The organism is Paractinoplanes pyxinae, from assembly GCF_026626335.1.
In the GTDB taxonomy this organism is placed as follows: Bacteria; Actinomycetota; Actinomycetes; order Mycobacteriales; family Micromonosporaceae; genus Actinoplanes; species Actinoplanes pyxinae.
Genome location: NZ_JAPNTZ010000005.1, coordinates 94,696 through 111,769, shown reverse-complemented (window position 1 = coordinate 111,769; position 17,074 = coordinate 94,696). Strand labels below are relative to the sequence as shown.

General features: G+C 72.1%; 13 protein-coding genes. 5 read left to right on the top strand and 8 right to left on the bottom strand.

The features are described 5' to 3' along the window. Window positions 1-5: 5 nt before the first annotated feature. Window positions 6-677 (bottom strand): DUF305 domain-containing protein, encoded by a 672-nt coding sequence (locus OWR29_RS14865; protein WP_267563393.1) that lies wholly within the window; start codon window positions 675-677, stop codon window positions 6-8. Window positions 678-803: 126 nt separating this feature from the next. Between OWR29_RS14865 and OWR29_RS14860 the strand changes: the two genes are divergently transcribed. Beyond that, window positions 804-2,237 carry an LVIVD repeat-containing protein gene (locus OWR29_RS14860; RefSeq protein ID WP_267563392.1) on the top strand — a complete coding sequence of 478 codons (1,434 nt, stop codon included), beginning with the start codon at window positions 804-806 and terminating at the stop codon, window positions 2,235-2,237. Between the two features lie 13 nt (window positions 2,238-2,250). On the opposite strand, the gene OWR29_RS14855 is transcribed toward OWR29_RS14860, so the two are convergent. Genes OWR29_RS14855 through OWR29_RS14830 form a run of 6 tightly spaced genes read right to left on the bottom strand, consistent with a single transcriptional unit; the run spans window position 2,251 to window position 8,135 of the window. Further along, window positions 2,251-2,976 (bottom strand): arginase family protein, encoded by a 726-nt coding sequence (locus tag OWR29_RS14855; protein ID WP_267563391.1) that lies wholly within the window; start codon window positions 2,974-2,976, stop codon window positions 2,251-2,253. A 20-nt stretch (window positions 2,977-2,996) separates the two neighbouring features. After that, a complete protein-coding gene (locus OWR29_RS14850) occupies window positions 2,997-3,746 on the bottom strand; it encodes a hypothetical protein (protein ID WP_267563390.1) in 750 nt (249 codons plus the stop codon). After that, a complete protein-coding gene (locus OWR29_RS14845) occupies window positions 3,746-4,252 on the bottom strand; it encodes a SigE family RNA polymerase sigma factor (RefSeq protein WP_267563389.1) in 507 nt (168 codons plus the stop codon). Before OWR29_RS14845 ends, OWR29_RS14850 begins: the two co-directional genes overlap by 1 nt. Before the next feature lie 26 nt (window positions 4,253-4,278). Further along, window positions 4,279-6,309 carry a hypothetical protein gene (locus tag OWR29_RS14840; protein WP_267563388.1) on the bottom strand — a complete coding sequence of 677 codons (2,031 nt, stop codon included), beginning with the start codon at window positions 6,307-6,309 and terminating at the stop codon, window positions 4,279-4,281. Between the two features lie 21 nt (window positions 6,310-6,330). Further along, window positions 6,331-6,972, bottom strand: coding sequence for a response regulator (locus OWR29_RS14835; protein ID WP_267563387.1), 642 nt, complete (start codon window positions 6,970-6,972; stop codon window positions 6,331-6,333). A gap of 23 nt (window positions 6,973-6,995) precedes the next feature. After that, window positions 6,996-8,135 (bottom strand): GAF domain-containing sensor histidine kinase, encoded by a 1,140-nt coding sequence (locus OWR29_RS14830; RefSeq protein ID WP_267563386.1) that lies wholly within the window; start codon window positions 8,133-8,135, stop codon window positions 6,996-6,998. A gap of 124 nt (window positions 8,136-8,259) precedes the next feature. Between OWR29_RS14830 and OWR29_RS14825 the strand changes: the two genes are divergently transcribed. Then, window positions 8,260-8,940, top strand: a complete 681-nt coding sequence (locus OWR29_RS14825; RefSeq protein ID WP_267563385.1) for an SDR family NAD(P)-dependent oxidoreductase — start codon at window positions 8,260-8,262, stop codon at window positions 8,938-8,940. After that, window positions 8,937-9,932 (top strand): S-adenosylmethionine:tRNA ribosyltransferase-isomerase, encoded by a 996-nt coding sequence (locus OWR29_RS14820; RefSeq protein ID WP_267563383.1) that lies wholly within the window; start codon window positions 8,937-8,939, stop codon window positions 9,930-9,932. The genes OWR29_RS14825 and OWR29_RS14820 overlap by 4 nt, the downstream gene beginning before the upstream one ends. Here OWR29_RS14820 and OWR29_RS14815 read toward each other — a convergent pair. Continuing rightward, a complete protein-coding gene (locus OWR29_RS14815) occupies window positions 9,914-12,562 on the bottom strand; it encodes a patatin-like phospholipase domain-containing protein (RefSeq protein WP_267563382.1) in 2,649 nt (882 codons plus the stop codon). The genes OWR29_RS14820 and OWR29_RS14815 overlap by 19 nt on opposite strands. Before the next feature lie 146 nt (window positions 12,563-12,708). On the opposite strand from OWR29_RS14815, the gene OWR29_RS14810 reads away from it, so the two are divergent. Then, the gene (locus OWR29_RS14810; RefSeq protein ID WP_267563381.1) at window positions 12,709-16,215 is read left to right on the top strand and encodes a S8 family serine peptidase; all 3,507 of its coding nucleotides are present in this window, start codon (window positions 12,709-12,711) and stop codon (window positions 16,213-16,215) included. A gap of 62 nt (window positions 16,216-16,277) precedes the next feature. Beyond that, entirely contained in the window at window positions 16,278-16,970 is a 693-nt protein-coding gene (locus OWR29_RS14805; RefSeq protein ID WP_267563380.1) for a GNAT family N-acetyltransferase, read from the top strand. Window positions 16,971-17,074 lie beyond the last annotated feature (104 nt).

Below are 17,074 nucleotides of genomic sequence, written 5' to 3'. Positions count from 1 at the left end.
AGATGTTACCCGGCAGTCACTTGGGCCAGGCGCCGGATCTCGCTTCCCTGTTCCACGGCCATCTCGTTGGCCACCTCGCGCAGCTTCTCGTCGCTGCCGCCCTTGATCACGTCGGCCGCCATGCGCAGGGCGCCGCGGTGGTGATCGGTCATCATCGCCGCGAACTTGGTGTCGAAGGCGGCGCCGGTGGAGGCGGCCAAGGCGGCCATGTCGGCGTCGCTCTGCATGCCGGGCATCGCTTTGTGGTCATGCGCCGGGTCGTTCTCCGGCAGACTTCGTTCCTTCAACCACGTACGCAGGAAATTGATCTCAAAGGGCTGGGCCGCGGCGATCCGATCGGCCAAGGCGCCCAGGCGCTCGTTGGCGGCCCGGTCGGGCGCGAGTTTCGCCATTTCGATCGCCTGCTGGTGGTGAACGATCATCATGTGTACGAACGTGGTGTCGATGCCGTTGTAGGTCGACCCGTCGGGCGCCTTCACGGCGTCGGAATCGCTCACGACGGCCTCGTCACCGGGCGCCCCGGGCAGCACCACCCGGTGCGGCGGCGCGGCGCTGACGCTTGGGCGGGGCGCCGCGGCGGAACCGCCGGAGCCCATGTTGGCCGCGACCGCCACCGTCACCGCCCCGGCCAGCACGACCATGACCGCGACGAGTGTCGATGTCCTGACCCGACCCACCGAGCCTCCCGTATAGATCGTCCAATATGTTCCCGGATCCGCCCGCGGCCACTACTGTAGCGACAAAGATGAATACGCATCGTGCGTCGCCACCTCGCCGCGGGATGCGTCAAGGGAGGGAGACCCATGAAGCACACTGCCCCACGAGGGCGGATGCTCAAGCGCTTGGCCGCCGTGAGTGCGTTCGCACTGATCGCCGGCCTGCTGACAGCTCCGGGGAGCAGCGCGGCGCAGACACCCGTCGGTGGCAACACGATACCGGGCATCGACGAGATCGTCAGCAGCCCGAACCTCAAGCAGATCGCGCACCTCGACAAGTCGGGCCCGCTGACCGGCACGAACACCGATTGGGCGTTCCAGGGCCGGTACGCGTACGGCGGCAACTACAACGGCTTCTACGTGTACGACGTCAAGAACCCCAAGGCGCCGACGGTGGCCGCGCAGGTGCTCTGCCCGGGCTCGCAGAACGACATCTCGGTCAGCGGCAACCTGCTCTTCCTGGGCACCGACTCGCAGCGGACGAACGACACCTGCGACAACGCGGCGTCGACGGCCGAGGTGCCGGGCGACCGCTGGGAAGGCATCAAGGTCTTCGACATCAGCAACCCGCTGACGCCCAAGTACCTGAAGTCGGTCAAGACGGACTGCGGCTCGCACACGCAGACGCTGGTGCCCGGCAAGCGCGGCGAGAAGGCCGTCTACCTGTACGTGTCGTCGTACAACCTGGCCGGCGTCGACCTGCCCAACTGCGCGCTCCCGCACGACAAGATCTCCATCGTCAAGGTGCCGCTGCGCAACCCGGCGGCGGCCGCGGTGGTGGCGACGCCGGTCGTCTTCCCGGACGGCGGCTTCCCCGGCAGCGACAGCGGCAGCGAGACCACGGGTTGCCACGACATCACCGTGTACGCCGAGAAGGACCTCGCGGCCGGCGCCTGCATGGGTGACGGCGTGCTGTTCGACATCTCGAACCGGGCCAAGCCGCGCATCATCAACACGGTCCGCGACGAGGTCAACTTCGCGTTCTGGCACTCGGCCACCTTCAACAACAGCGGCACCAAGGTCGTCTTCACCGACGAGCTCGGTGGCGGCGGCGCGGCCACCTGCAACGCGGCCATCGGCCCCAACCGCGGCGCCGACGCCATCTACGACATCGTCGGCAAGGGGAACAAGCGGAAGCTGGCCTTCCGCAGCTACTACAAGATCCCCCGCTACAACGCCGACACCGAGGTCTGCGTGGCCCACAACGGCTCGCTGATCCCGGTTCCCGGACGCGACATCATGGTGCAGGCGTGGTACCTCGGCGGCGTCTCGGTCTGGGACTTCACCGACTCGCGGCGGCCCAAAGAGATCGCGTACTGGGAGCGCGGCCCGCTTTCCCTGGACACGCTGACGGGCGGCGGTTCCTGGTCGGCGTACTGGTACAACGGCCACATCTACTCGAACGACATCACCAAGGGTGTCGACGTGCTCGAGCTGAAGGATCCGCGCACCAACATCGCGAAGTTCTTCCGCACGGACACGTTCAACGCCCAGACGCAGGACAACTACCTGCGCTGGTAAGCGTTCCGGCGGCTCATCCGGCCAGTGCCCGCAAAAGCTCCGCGTGGAGGGCACTGGCCGGTGAGTGCCACGTGCACGCCACGTGGAGGGCCGCCACCCGGCCCGTGGCCAGCAGTCGTTCGCAGGCGGCCAGCAGGTCGCCCGTGGAAGGACCGCCCGGCACGGGGAAGCGCAGACCGGGCAGCTCGTCGGCGTCGAGAACGTCGGCGTCCACGTGGACCAGCAGCGGGCCCGGCGGGACGGTGTCCGGGTCGACCTCGGGCACGGTCAGGCGCCGGGTCGCCGACGTGAGCAGGTAGGCCGCCTCGGCCGGGTCGAGGTCCCGGGCGTCGGCCAGCACGGCCCGTTCCGGGGCGATCGGGCGCAGTCCGATGCGGTCGGCGTAGAGTTCGGGATGGGCCCCGTTGACCAGTCGTAGCGAGAGCCCGCCCAGGTAGCCGGACGTGGTCGTCTCGAGGGTGTGGACGTCGCCGTGGCCGTCGAACCACACGATGGCCGGGTCCACGCCCGCCCGCTGCAGGCCGGCGACCACCCCGCCGGCGATCAGGCAGTCGCCCGAGAACACCAGCGGGCGGTCGCCCGCGGCCGCCACGGCTTCGGCCGTCGCGTTGTTCAAGCGGGCCAGTTGCTCCCAGTCGTCGCCTTCGAGCTCCGGATCAACCGTGACGTCGGGCCGGACGGGAATCGTGTCGTCGGGAAAGCGCTCGTTGCCGTGATACGGAACCAGAATCGTCGTCACGCCCCACGCTAACGCGGGCCTCAGCCGATGACGAAGGGCTTGCCCACGGGCAGTTTCCGGCCGTCGGCGTCGTAGGCGGTCCAGTTCTCGACGTCGGGCAGCTCGCCCGGCGTCACCTTGCCCTCCTTGTAAGCGGGGCTGTTCTTGTCGGGCTTGAGGTAGACGTCGTCGAAGGTGAACCAGAACAGGACGACGTCCGGGTCCTCGCTCCAGACGGCGGTCTGCGCGGTCACCAGCTTGCCCCGCGACTCGACGGTGATCTTCGTGGCGGGGCCGACGTAATAGCCGTACATGGGCAGGTCGTAGTAGTCGAGGTTCGAGGGCAGGCCGATGGCGTGGAAGCCGGGGCTGCGGTCGGGGGCCACGTCGTCGAACTGGTTGTGGCAGGGGGCCAGGTCGCCGTCGAGGTCGGCGGCGCAGGCGCGTACGCCGAAGGTGATGTCCGGGTAGGCCGGGTTCACGTTGTGGAAGGCCGTGACCACGACGTCGCGGTCCTTGCTCCGCAGGCCGGTGGCCACCGGCTGCCCCCACGAGCCGTCGGGCTTGACCGCCGCGGCGGGCCACGCACCCCCGACCCGCTCGGGAGTTTGCGCCGGCCAGACGGCGACGGTGGTGGCGACCGCGGCTGCCAGCACCGTCGCGGCAACCGAGGCGGTGGCGAGACGACGGCGGCGCAGACGGCGGCCCGCCTTCATGATGTCGCCGAGCGCGGGCGGGCGGCCCTCGCCGGGCTGCCGCAGGGCGTTCCGGAAGGTGTCGAGGTCGGTCATCACACAGCTCCATTGCCTACGAGGTCGGACGGGGTGAGGGTGACCCGCAGCTTGCTCAGCGCCCGCGAGTTGAGGCTCTTGACGGTCCCGACGGCCACGCCCAGTTCGGCCGCGACCTCCTTCTCGCTCAGGTCGAAGTAGTGCCGCAGCACGACGACCGCCCGTTCGCGATCGGCCAGGTCGCTCAGCGCGGCCAGCAACCAGCGCTGGTCGGTCACGTCGCCCGCCACGTCCTGCGCGGACGCGCGTTCCGGCAGGTGGTCGTGGGCGTGCTCGCGCAACGGCCGGCGCCACTGGTCCTTCAGGTGATTGACCATGACCTTTCGCGCGTACGCGTAGGGGTCCTGCCGCCGGACCCGGCGCCACGCCGCGTACGTCTTGACCAGCGCCGCCTGGGCCGCGTCCTCGGCCTGCTGCTCGTTGCCGGTGAGCAGGAAGGCGGCCCGCCGGAGCCGGTGGAACCCGGCCGCTGCGAACTCCGAGAACTCCGCGTCACCGCGTGCCATCGGCCATCCTCTGTCGTGTCATATCCTCAAGACGCGCGAGGCTGCACAAAGGTTCGCAACCGCGCGGTCAGACGCTCGTCGGTGGCGACCTGGTTGCTCGACCAGGTGGTGCTGGAGACGCCGTGGCGTTGAGGGCGATCGAGTTCGGCCTGGAAGAGCGGGGCCAAGCCGGCGGCCAGCGGGCCGGAGGCGGCGTCGGCGATGGCCGGACGGGTGTGCGGGTTGGCGTTCCAGGCCGCGGTCAGCACGGGAAGCGCGCGGCCGGGCTCGGAGGTGAGCCGCCACAGGGCGATCGCGGCCCGCGTCGGCAGCCACCAGGCCTGGGCGTCGCCGTCCAGGAAGGGCCGGACCGCCGGGACAGCGGCGGAGGCGGCGGGGCCCATCGCGCCGATCTGTTCGAGCGCGTTGACGGTGGCCCGGCCGCCCAGCTGGTCCACGAGCAGCGGGAGAACGTCCGGGTCGCCGAGGATCCGCCACAGCGCCCCGGCGGCGTTGACCGCCAGCCGTTCCTCAGTGCCCGAAGCCGCTGCCCGCAGCGCCGGCACCGCCACCGAGGCGGCCGGCCCGATGGCGCCGAGGGTCAGGGCCGCGGCGTCGTCGAGCGGCATCTCGAGCAGGGCCGGCACGGCGGGCGCGGCCGCCGGACCGGCCGCCCGGAGCACGGCGTGGAAGTCCGGCGACGGCAGCAACGGCAGGATCGCCTCGATCGCCGCCTGCGGGTAGTGAGCGAGCAGGCCGGGCGTGCTGCGCGGGCGCTGATCGAAAGTGAGCGTTTCGAGCAGGTACGGCAACGCTCGCTCATCACCGAGCGCCCCCAGGATCTCGACCGCCGGGTGCAGTCCCGGCGGCCCCGACTGATAGCGGACGAGCCAGTCGGGCAGCGCGACGAGCGCGGCGTGCACCGGATCGGCGACCGGCGCGGTCAGCGGATACCAGTGACTCAGCAGGCGGGCTGCCTGGTCCCTGATCCGCCCGTCCGGGTGGGTCAGATGACCGGCGACCAGGTGGACGAGTACGCGGTAGTCGCCGCGCCACCGGTCGATCAGTTTGCCGGTGCCGAACAGCGCGTCCTGCACGATGTCGGCGTGTGGTGAGCGCAGAAGCTGCTCGAGCATCTCGATCCTGAGCGGAACGCGCGGTCCGAGCGCGTCGGTCAGCTGATCGATCAGCCTCGCGGCGTGCGGAGCGCGGCGGCCCGCGTCCAGCTTCTCGGTGGCCACCCGCACCGAGCCGATCAACGTGTCGGTGCGAAAGCCCGCGGACGCTGCCGGTTCGGCTTCCTCCGCATACGCCCGCTCCAGCCGGGACGCCAGCTCGTCGGCCGGGACCTGTTCCGGATCCTTGCGGGCCACGGCCACCAGCGCGGCCACCGAGGTCGACGCCAGCAGCGAGTTCGCGGCGGCGGCCAGCAGCAAATCGGTGGGGACGTCGGTCTCGCTGAGACCGTCGAGCAGCGCCCGCAGAACGACCGGGTCGTCCTCCACCGCGAGACGATCGAGCAGCACGTCCTCCGGCAACAGCTTGGCCATGGCCGCGCGCACGGCCGGATCGGGGTCGGCGGCGAGGACGGCCAGTGCGGGCGCGGCCGCCGCGATCAGCTTGCGGGCCTTCCGGATGCGCCGGTCCATCGCGCCACCGTCGCCGAGCTCGGCTCCCGCGATGCTCGCCAGCAACTCCGCTATGCCATGCCGGCCCGGCAGCGGCGACGCGGCCGTCGATGACGCGGCGCCCAGCCGGCCGGGTGACGACGGTGTGGCGCCCGGCCGGCCGGGTGACGACGGTGTGGCGCCCGGCCGGCCGGGTGACGACGGTGTGGCGGTCGTATCCGAGCCCGGTGACGGCGTGGTCAGGGCCTTGAGCAGGAACGGCACGGCCTCGACGGTGCATTTGTAGACGTCGCCCTGGTGGTGGACGGCGCCGTACATGGCGTCCAGCGACTCCTCGCGCACCGCGGGATCGAGGTCGACCAGGCCGCGCACCCAGCCCGGCACCTGGGTCGCCGGGCCGTAGGCGTGCCGCATCCGGCCCCAGTCGATGTCGTCCATGCCGCTGAACATGGCGGCATCGTAGAGGGTCGCTCAGTCCGGCCGGTCGTGGTCGCGGGGGACCAGGCCGGTGCGGACGGCGTGCAGGGCGGCCTGGGTGCGGTCGGCCAGGCCCAGCTTCATCAGGATGCTCGACACGTGCGTCTTCACCGTCTTTTCGGCGACGACCAGAGCGCGGGCGATCTCGCGGTTGGAGCGGCCGTCGGCGATCAGCGTCAGCACGTCGCGCTCGCGGGCGGTCAGCGCGGGGGAGTCGGCCGGCGCGGCCAGCAGCGAGGTGGCCACCTCGGGTTCGAGCAAGAGGTGGCCGGCGTGCACCGAGCGGACCGCCGCCACCAGCGCCTGCGGGTCGACGTCTTTCGAGAGGTAGCCGCGGGCGCCCGCGCGGACGGCGGGCAGCAGGCGAGCCCTGTCGGTGAAACTGGTGACTACTAGCACTTTGGCCGGCAGGGCGCGCCGGGCCAGTTCGCGCAGCACGGCCACGCCGTCCATGCCGGGCAGGACCATGTCGAGCAGGACGACGTCGGGCGCCGTCTGCTCGATCAGCTCGACCGCGGTGGGGCCGTCGGCCGCCTCCCCGGCCACCTCCAGATCGCCGGCCAGCTCGAGGAAAGTGCGTAGCCCCCGGCGTACGGCGGGATGGTCGTCGACGATCAGCACGCGGATCTCAGCCATCGGGCACCCCGGAGGCGCGACTCTCAATCACCGGGCACCTCCAGGCGGACCACTGTGCCGCCGCCCGGGGCGGAGGTGAAGGTGGCGCTGCCGCGGACCGAACAGGCCCGGTCGCGCATCGAGCGCAGCCCGAGGCTGCGCCCGGCCCGCAGGGTGGCGGCGACGTCGAACCCGGCGCCGTCGTCGGAGATCTCGAGGCGTACGCCGCACCGGCCCAGCCGCACCAGGCTGACCCGGATGACGGCGGCGCCGGCGTGGCGTACGGCGTTGTGCAGAGCCTCTTGAGCGACGCGCAGCACGACCGCCTGCTGCGTCGGCGACAGCACGGGTGGCGCCTCTTCGGTGTAGTGCAGCCGCGGACCGCCCGGACCCGACGCCCGGTCGAGGATCTGCACCTGTTTGCGCAGCACGTCGGGCAGGCCGTCCTCGTCGAGGCGAGCCGGGCGCAGCTCGAGCACCGCCGCGTGCAGCTCTTCGGCCGCCTCGCGGGCCAGCGCCGTCACCTCGGCCAGCCGGGCCCGGGCGGCGGCCGGGTCGCGCTCGATCAGCAGGTCGGCCGCCTGGGCGGTCAGCCGCAGGCCGAACAGCCGCTGGGCCACCGCGTCGTGCAGGTCGTGGGCGATGCGGGCGCGTTCCTCGGCGATGGTCAGCTCGCGGCTGCGCGCGTAGAGCCGGGCGTGGGTGAGCGCGATCGCGGCGTGCGCGGCCAGCACCCGCACCAGCTCTTCGTCGTGCGCGGTGAACCCGCCGGGCTTGTTGGCCAGGTAAAGCGCGCCCAGGATCTCGTCGCCGCTCGTGACCGGCACGCCCAGGAACGCCTTCAGCTCGGGGTGGGCCGAGGGCCACCAGTCGAAGCGCGGGTCGGCCCGGATGTCGTCGAGGCGCTGGGCAGCCGGCTCGCGCAACATCACGGCGAGGAAGCCGTGCTGGCGGGGGAGGGGACCGATCGCCGCTTGCTGTTCCGCCGAGACGCCGGACACCAGGAACTGGGCGAATGAGCCGTTGTCGTCGGGCACGCCGATGGCCGCGTATTCGGCCGCGGCGAGCTCGCGGGCCGTGTCGACGATCGTCTGCAACACCTCGGGCACGGTGAGCTGGTCGCTGACCGCCAGCACCGCCGCGGAGAGGCGGCGGGCGGTGCTCAACTGGTCGGCGGCGGTCACGCGGCCCACGATAGCCACGGGCGGCGAAAACCGCGTCGGTCCACGGTCCTAGGACCAAGGTCCGAAGCAAAGAGCAGACCTGGGTCCGAGGCCGCCGGCCGTGGAAAAGAGCAAGGTCGACGGCATGACGAACACAGCCGTGATCACCGGAGCCTCCCAGGGGCTCGGCGCCGCCCTCGCTCGTGGACTGGCCCGCACCGGGTGGAATCTGGTGGTCGATGCCCGTACGGGAAAAGACCTGGACGTTGTCGCGGAAGAGCTCGCCCGCCTGACCACCGTGGTGGCGATCGCGGGCGACGTGGTGGACGACGACCATCGGGCCGAGCTGGCCGAGGCGTCGTCCAAGCTGGGCGGGGCCGACCTGCTGGTCAACAACGCCTCGACGCTCGGCGGCAGCCCGCCGCCCGCGCTGGCCGCCTTCCCGCTGCCCGCGCTGCTCGAGACGTTCGAGGTGAACGTGCTGGCTCCCACCGCGCTGACTCAGCTCGTGCTGCCCCAGCTGCGCCTCTCGCCGGCCGGGGCCGTGCTGAACATCAGCTCGGACGCGGCGGTCGAGGCGTACGAGGGATGGGGTGGCTACGGCGCCGCGAAGGCCGCTCTCGACCACGCGAGCGCCGTGCTGGCCAAGGAGGAGCCGGGCCTGCGCGTCTGGTCGGTCGACCCGGGCGACCTGCGCACGCGGCTGCAGCAAGAGGCGTTCCCCGGCGCGGACATCTCCGACCGCCCGCTGCCCGAGACGGTCGTGCCGTATTTCGTGAAGCTGCTCGACGAGCGGCCGGCCTCGGGGAGGTACGTCGCCCGATGACAGTCGTGGATTTCGAGCTGCCCACCGGGTTGGAAGCGCGGGAACCGGTCGAGGCGCGGGGTCTGACCCGCGACGGAGTACGGCTGATGGTGAGCCGCGGCAGCGAGGTCAGCCATCACCGCTTCACCGAGCTGCCACGCCTGCTCAGCCCGGGCGACCTGCTCGTGGTGAACAACTCGGCCACGCTGCCGTCGGCCATCGACGCCTCGGCCTTCGACGCCTCGGGTGTCCGCGTCCACGTGTCGACTGAGCAGTCCGACGGCACGTGGCTGGTCGAGCTCCGGACGGGCACGCCGGAAGCCGGGCTCGAGCTGAAGGTTCCCGGTGGCTCGCTGACCCTGGTGCGCCCGTTCACCGGACGGCTGTGGGTGGCGAGGGCCGACGTCGGCGAGGGCCGGGTGGCCTTCCTGACGCGGCACGGGTGGCCGATCCGGTACAGCTACACCGATCAGGACTGGCCGCTGCACGTCTATCAGAACGCGTACGCGACCGAGCCCGGCAGCGCCGAGATGCCGAGCGCGGGACGCCCGCTGACCGGACGGGTGCTGGCCGAACTGGCCGGCCGGGGAGTGCTGGTCGCACCGGTCACGCTGCACACGGGGGTGGCGTCGGCCGAGGTGGACGAGCCGCCCTATCCGGAGTGGTATCACGTGCCGGCGTCGACGGCCCGGCTGATCGAGCACGTGCGGGCGTCCGGCCACCGGGTGATCGCCGTCGGCACGACCGTCGTGCGGGCGCTCGAATCAGCCGTGGCCGGGCCACCCTGCGGCTGGACGTCGCTCGTCATCGAGCCCGACCACGTCGTGCGGTCGGTCGACGGCCTGCTGACCGGGCTGCACGAGCCACGCGCCTCCCACCTCAAGATGCTCACCGCCGTGGCCGGCGAGCAGGCGTTGCGGGCGGCCTACGCCGAGGCCCTGCGCGAGCGCTACCAGTGGCACGAGTTCGGCGACGTGCACCTGATCCTGGGTGGTCACATGGGCGGGATCTGACGCAGGGAGGGATAAGGCACGGGACTGCCGCGGAGGATCGCTCCGCGGCCTTCCCGGCAGGGTGGCCGATCGGGGTGGAGGCCGCCGAAGTCGCGCAGCAGCTGATCGGCGGCGGCCCAGAACCGCTCGTCGTCGGGGCAGTACCAGTCGATGCCTTCGCTGTACGGGTCCCAGACGTACGCCCTCTCCTGCTCGGCCAGGCCCTCGCCGTCCCGGGCGATGACCTCGTCGTAGCCGGCCCGGCCCGCCCGCACGTCGTCGCGCAGGTGCTGAGCGTTGGCGAGCGCGGTCCGCATCCGCAGCCACAGATAGCGGCGGGTCTGCGTGGCGTCGCCGAAGCGGCGGCGCAGGCGCGCCCCGGCCAGCGCCCCGCGCAGGGCGAGCGAGGCGATGACCTCGCGCGGCATGTAGAGGTTGGTGCCGCCCTCGTTGCTGCGCTGGCGCACCCAGGCCACCCGCCCGCGGTAGCCGGGCATGCCGGTCTGCATGGTGTCCCGCCACGACCGGGCGGTGTCCACGAGCGCGGACAGGAACGAGGTGGCGGCCGGTCGCACTTCGCTGGAGGGTGCCCGCGTGGCCTGCCAGTCCTGGGGCAGCCACACATCTTGGTGCGGGTGTCCCTCGGGGTGGCTGCCGAGGTTGAGCCCGAACGTCGGCCAGCTGGGCAGGAGCGTGTCGAACAGGTGGACCGGAAAGTTCGAGGTGATCCCGCCGTCGGAGAACCACAGCTCCTCGGCCAGGGTCCGTCCCGAGGGCCAGCACAGATCGCCGACGCCGTCCGCGCGCAGGAGCCGCCCGAAGTCGTCATGGATCTGAGCCGGCCTCACCAGGCGGTACATCCGGACGGCCTTGAACAGTCCGGGCAGCGCCACGCTGAGCCGCACCGCGAACGCCACGGGCAGGTCCCAGGGGTCGGGCAGCCGGTGCAGGACGAGGTTCCGGCCGTCCGTGCTGGCACACCTCAACGGCTCGGGGTCGACCAGGGCGCGCAGCACGTCGTCGTCGAAGAACTCCGCCAGGTCGTCGAGGCTGACGTAGAGCTGTTCGCTCTCGCCGTCGTGCGGACCGATCGCGTCGAGCGGGAAGCGATACGGGCGCTGCCGGGTGAGGTCGGTCGTGATGAGTTCCAGATTGATCGACCGGGCGCGGGGATCGGCGGCCAGCGCCCTGATCTCTTCCGTGGCGGCGAGCCAGGCGTCGTCGGCCGCCCGGTCGGTCCGGTCCGCGGGGCGCCGCCCGGCCGGCCGGAACTCCGGTCCCTGCCACAGATGCCCGAACCGCAGGGGCTGGCCTTCGGGCAGTCCGGCCAGTTCGCGCAGGGTCCGGCCCAGCCAGGGCATCAGCGAGAGATCCACCGTCGGCTTCGCAGTCGCGGCCAGCAGCTCGGACAGCGATCGGGAGGAGGCGGGAGTCGCGCCGGCGATCAGGCCGTACCCGAACTTCCGGGCCTCGGCCTGATAGCGGAAGACGCTGGCGCCCACGACGGCCACGATCCCCGCGCTGAGCCCCGTGCCGACCAGCACGCCGACCGTCCACTGCCACAGCCCAAAGCCGGCCAGGACCAGGGGAGTGGCGAACAGCGCGGACGCGGTGACAGTGCGGAAGATCGGTGAACGTTCGCGGTCCGCCTGCGCGGAGGCGCTGGACACCTTCGACAGTTCGGTGAGCCATCCGGGCGGGTCGGCGATGCCGACCCGGGGGCTGCGGATCAGCGGCAGCAGCACCCACACGCCGGCGACGAGCACGAAGAACAGGCTGAGATCGAGGCACGCCCACAGGACGGCCGGGAACGCGGACGACCGATCGAGGGCCGGCCACGACCCGATCCGGGCTCCGACGGCCGCGGTCGTCGCGACGGCGCCGAGCACGAGCAGGGCCAGCACCAGCTTCGACCATCGGTAGAACGCGAGCAGGGCGATCAACGGCAGGGCCCACAGCCGCTTGCGCATGGCCGCGGTGGCCAGCGCGTACACCGGCCGGTCGCGCTTGGCCGGACGGAACAACTGCGCGAGCCGGTACTCGTCGTGCCGCTGCCCATCGTGCGGGCTGACCTGGCACAGCCACCCGACGATGTCGGCCAGGCCGGGGAAACCGGGCCGGAAATGCCCGTCGCCGACCGGCGGGGGATCGGCTGAGGGGTAGCTGCGGCCGTATTCCGCGGCGGCGGCCGCCGCGGCCGCGATCGCGCCCGCCGAGGCGCCGCCCACGTTGCGGATCCGGCGGTCGCGCGCGATCTCGCAGACCGCCAGCGGGTACACCACTCCCGAGGTGGTGCCGCCGCGCATGGTCAGATCGACGCTGTGGCGGCAGTACGTCCGCCTTTCCTCGGCGGTCACCCCGCTGTCCGGCGGCAGAACCTCGCTCGGCGCCTTCCAGATCACCGGCGGAGCGTCGAGCCGGTATTTCCCGGGCTTGCCGTACCCGCCGACATCGATGCACGAAAGGTCGTCGCCCCACACCCATTTCCGGTCGTCCTCGGTCGGGTCGACGGCCTCGATCTTCCACTTTGAGCCGGAAGCGTCGGCCGGCTCGGGAAGGTAGGGCTCGTGCAGGAGCGTCGTGGCGGGGCGCTCGCCGGTCATGAGGTCGCCGAGGACGGTCAGGGCTTCGCCGGAGCTGGGAACGGCCATGCCAGCAGCCTGTGCGGCGCCGGGGCGGGGGGACAGGCGCCTGTCAATTACGCGCCATGTCGCCTGTGCGCCAGCGCCAGGGGATTGGTTGTGCAACAAAGGCGGGCGAGGCTCATCGATCATCGTCTTATCGAAGGAGATGAACCTTGTCTCTGCATCAACGGCGCCTCGCGGCCACCCTCGCCGCGAGCGCGCTCCTGGCGGCCTCCGCGGCCTCGGTGCTCACCTCGCCGGCGGCGGCCGCGCCACCCGCGGCAAGAACCGGGCCGGCCGCGACGGTCACGCTCGTGACCGGTGACCGGGTCACCGTCGGGCCGGGCGCGTTGCGGGTCGAGCGGCCCGACGGCACGGCCTCCGGTTACACCCGGCGCGTCGAGGGCGACGCCACCTACGTCTACCCCGACGAAGCCCTCCCGCTGATCGCGAAGGGCACGCTGGACCGCCGGCTCTTCAACGTCACCGGCCTGATCGCCGACGGCTACACCGACACGCTGCCGCTTATTGTCCAGTACGGCGCGGGAGCGCGGCGGAAGCTTCCGGGCAGCACGGTCACCGGAGCCCTGGACAGCCTCGACGCCAACGCGGTGACCCGGGACCGCGCTTCCGCCGCCTCGTTCTGGGACGCGCTGAAGAGCCCGGCCGTCACCCACGTCTGGCTCGACGGCAAGGTGCGGGCCGACCTGACCGAGTCGACCGCCCAGGTCGGCGCCCCGCGCCTGTGGGCCGAGGGCGACGAGGGCGCGGACGTCGACGTGGCCGTCCTGGACAGCGGCGTCGATGCCGAGCACCCCGACCTGGCCGGCCAGGTCGAGGCGTCGGCCAGCTTCGTGCCCTCCGATGAGGACACCACCGACTACAACGGCCACGGCACCCACGTCGCCTCCACGATCGCCGGCACCGGCGCCGCCAGTGACGGCGCCGAGCGTGGCGTCGCCCCCGGCGCCCGCCTGCACGTGGGCAAGGTGCTCGACACCGAGGGCCGTGGCCAGGAGTCGTGGATCATCGCCGGCATGGAGTGGGCGGCCCGCGACCAGCGCAGCCGCGTCGTCAGCATGAGCCTGGGCGGGCCCGGCGGCGACGGCAGCGAGCCGATGAGCGCCGCCGTGGACGCGCTCAGCGCCGAGACCGGCGCCCTGTTCGTGATCGCGGCCGGCAACGGCGGCCCGGCCGACATCAGCTCGCCCGGCAGCGCCGACTCCGCGCTCACCGTGGGCGCGGTCGACGCCCAGGACCACCTGGCCGAGTTCTCGAGCACCGGCCCGCGCAACGGCGACGGCGGCCTCAAGCCCGAGATCACCGCGCCCGGCGTCGACATCCTGGCCGCCCGCTCGCACTACGTGCGCGGCGGTTCCGGCTACTACCAGACGATGAGCGGCACCTCGATGGCCACGCCGCACGTCGCCGGGGCGGCCGCGCTGGTCGCCGCCGCCCACCCGGACTGGACGGGCCAGCGCATCAAGCAGGCCCTGGTCGGCACCGCCCGGGCCACCCCGGAGTACACGGCCTACCAGGCCGGCGGGGGCCGCCTCGACGCCTACGCCGCCGCGCACGCCACGCTGTTCGGCACCGTGAGCGCGTACTCGGGCTTCTTCCCGTACGGCAGTGCCCCGACCGCCAAGGACCAGACGCTCACGTACACCAATGACGGTGACACCCCGGTCACGCTGAAACTCAAGGCCGAGATCGAGGCGGCCGGCGCGTTCAGCCTCGACAAGAACGAGGTCACCGTTCCGGCGCACGGCACGGCCACTGCCGTCCTGAAGGCCAAGCCCGAACTGGTGCCGGTCGACCGCCCGGTCAGCGGCATCGTCACGGCCACCGACGACACCGGCGCGCTGAGGACCCGTACGCTCATCGGCCTCAGCCGGGAGGGCGAGCGCCACAACCTGACCGTGACCGCCAAGGACCGCGACGGCAAGCCGGTCACCGGGACGGTCATCTTTACCGATGAGCACCTGTTCGGCGCCGTCGAGCTGGACGCCGAGGGGCGCGGCACGGTCCGGCTGCCCGTCGGGACGTACACCGGCTGGATCGACGCTGACGTGCGCGGCGTCGCCGGTCCGCGCTCCAAGGGGCTGGCCCTGCTGTCGTTCACCGACGTCACCCTCGACCGGGACCGCGCGGTCACCCTCGACGCGCGTCAGGCCCGCCGGGTCACCGCGAAGGTGCCGCAGGAAACCACACCCACGGCCGTACGCCTGGACATCCACCGTGGCTGGCCGAACGCGTTCACCGAGAGCTCCCGGCTGCCCGACGAGTCGTACGACAGCTCCTGGGCCCTGCCCACCGGCCGGAAGGTCACGAACGGCACCTTCGAGTTCGGCGCCCGCTTCCGCCTCGAACAGCCCGCGCTGACCGTGAACGGGCACGAGGACGTCCTGGTCCAGCGGTCCGAGCCACCCCTGCCGAAGGGCCGTCACAGCCTGACGGTCAGCACGAAACCGCAGCGTGGTAAGGCTTTGATCGTGCGCGACACCGGCGACATCGCCGGTCAGGCCGCGACCGCCGCGAAGGCCGGCGTCAAGCTGCTGCTCGTGGTCAACACGGGCGCCGGACGGCTGCACCCCTGGCCGGACGAGGTGATGTTCGGCCCCGACCAGCCCGCCCCGGTCACCGTCGTCACGCTCGGCGCCGACGAGGGCGAGGCCCTGCTGCGCCACCCGGCCCGAATCACCGTCAACTCCAACCCCACAACCGATTACCTGTACGACGTAGTGCACCACTGGACGGGCGCGGTTCCGGCCGACCCGTCGTTCCGGCAGGGCCCGGCCGACCTGGCCCGGGTCAAGGTGGCCTTCCGCAACCACCGGCCCGGCAAGGCCCTGGAGTTCCGGGGCGACGTCTGGCGCGGCTTCGTCGTCGGCAACCAGGTGCCGGCCACCGCCCAGGGCACTCGCACCGACTGGGTCACCGCGGGCACCACCTGGGTCGACGACGCGTTCCTGCCCATGGAGATGGGTCAGCACCTGATCGAGCCGGTCGTGTACCGGGCCGGAAGCACCGCCGAGGTCGACTGGTTCGGCCCGATTCTGCGGCCGCGTCAGGGCCCGCTCGGCTACCTGCCGCAGCGCTACCTGGACGGGCTCTACCTGCCCGTTCCCGGCTGGGGCGGCCAGGGTGCGGGTTATGTCGGCGAGACCGGCGGCAGCAACTTCGCCGTGTCCAACCGGGCCGAGCTCTACCGCGGCGACGAGCTGCTGAAGTGGGGCAATGCTGAGTATCTGCCGGTCACCGGCCTGCCCGCGGGCAGCGAGCCCTACCGCGTGGTGGTCGACAACAATCGGGCCGACTGGACCGGGCCCTACTCCACGCGTACGCGAACGGAGTGGACCTTCAAGTCGGCCGCCAGCGGGGCCGAGAGCGCGGTCGTCGTGCCGATGATCCAGCTCGACTACGCCGTCCCGCTCGACCAGGCGGGCCGGGCCGGGCGCGACGCGAAGCTCACGGTGACGCCGTCGCAGTTGCCGGGCGTGACGGCCAGGCTCGGGAAGCCCGACGTCGAGGTCTCGTACGACGACGGCCGTACGTGGCAGAAGGGCACCTCGCTGAAGGCGCCGCGCTCCGCCGCGTACGTGTCAATTCGGGTTTCCGTACGCGACGCCGCCGGCAACACGGTGAAGCAGGAGATCACCCGGGCCTTCGGGCTGCGCTGAGCAGGGGAGGTCCCGATCACAATTCGTGCGCGGGCCGCCTCCTCCGCGATAGGAAAGATGCCATGACAACCGTGGACCGGGCCGTTCTCGACAATCCCGTGTGGACGGCCCTGGTCCACGGCCAGCGAGACTTCGCCGAGGTGCGAGGTCAGGCCGGGCGCTTTCTGCCGTCGGTGTCGCCGTTCGTCGCGGTGGCCGACGCCGCCGACCCGGCTGCCTGGGCCGACCTGGCCGAGCTGGCCGGCCCGGGCGGCGACGTGCTGATGCCGGCCGCTCCCGACGGCACGCCGCCCGGCTGGGAGAGGACCGGCGGCGGCGTCGGCGTGCAGCTCACCGGGGAGGACCTGATCCCCGCGCCCGATCCCGAGGCCGTCCGGCTGACCGAGGCCGACGTGCCCGAGATGCTCGACCTGGTCTCTCGCACCCGGCCCGGGCCGTTCGGGCCGCGCACCCGCGAGCTGGGCACCTACCTGGGCATCCGTCGCGAGGGGGCGCTGGTGGCGATGGCCGGGGAGCGGATCCGCCCGCCCGGCTGGTCCGAGATCAGCGCCGTCTGCACCGACCCCGCCTTCCGCGGTCAGGGTCTGGCCGGCCGGCTCGTCCGGGCGGTGGCCGCGGCCATCCGGGACCGCGGCGACACGCCGTTCCTGCACGCGGCCGGCACCAACACCGGGGCGATCCGGCTCTACCTCGCGATGGGCTTCCGGCACCGGCGCGACATCAATTTCCATGCGTACCGGCGGCTTCCGAGCTAAACTCGCCGGAGTCTTCGAGAGCAGGAGCAGATCTGTGACGGGCAACGGTGACGACATCTCCGGGTGACCTCCCCGGCTGATGTCGTCTTTCTCCGGTCCCCGTC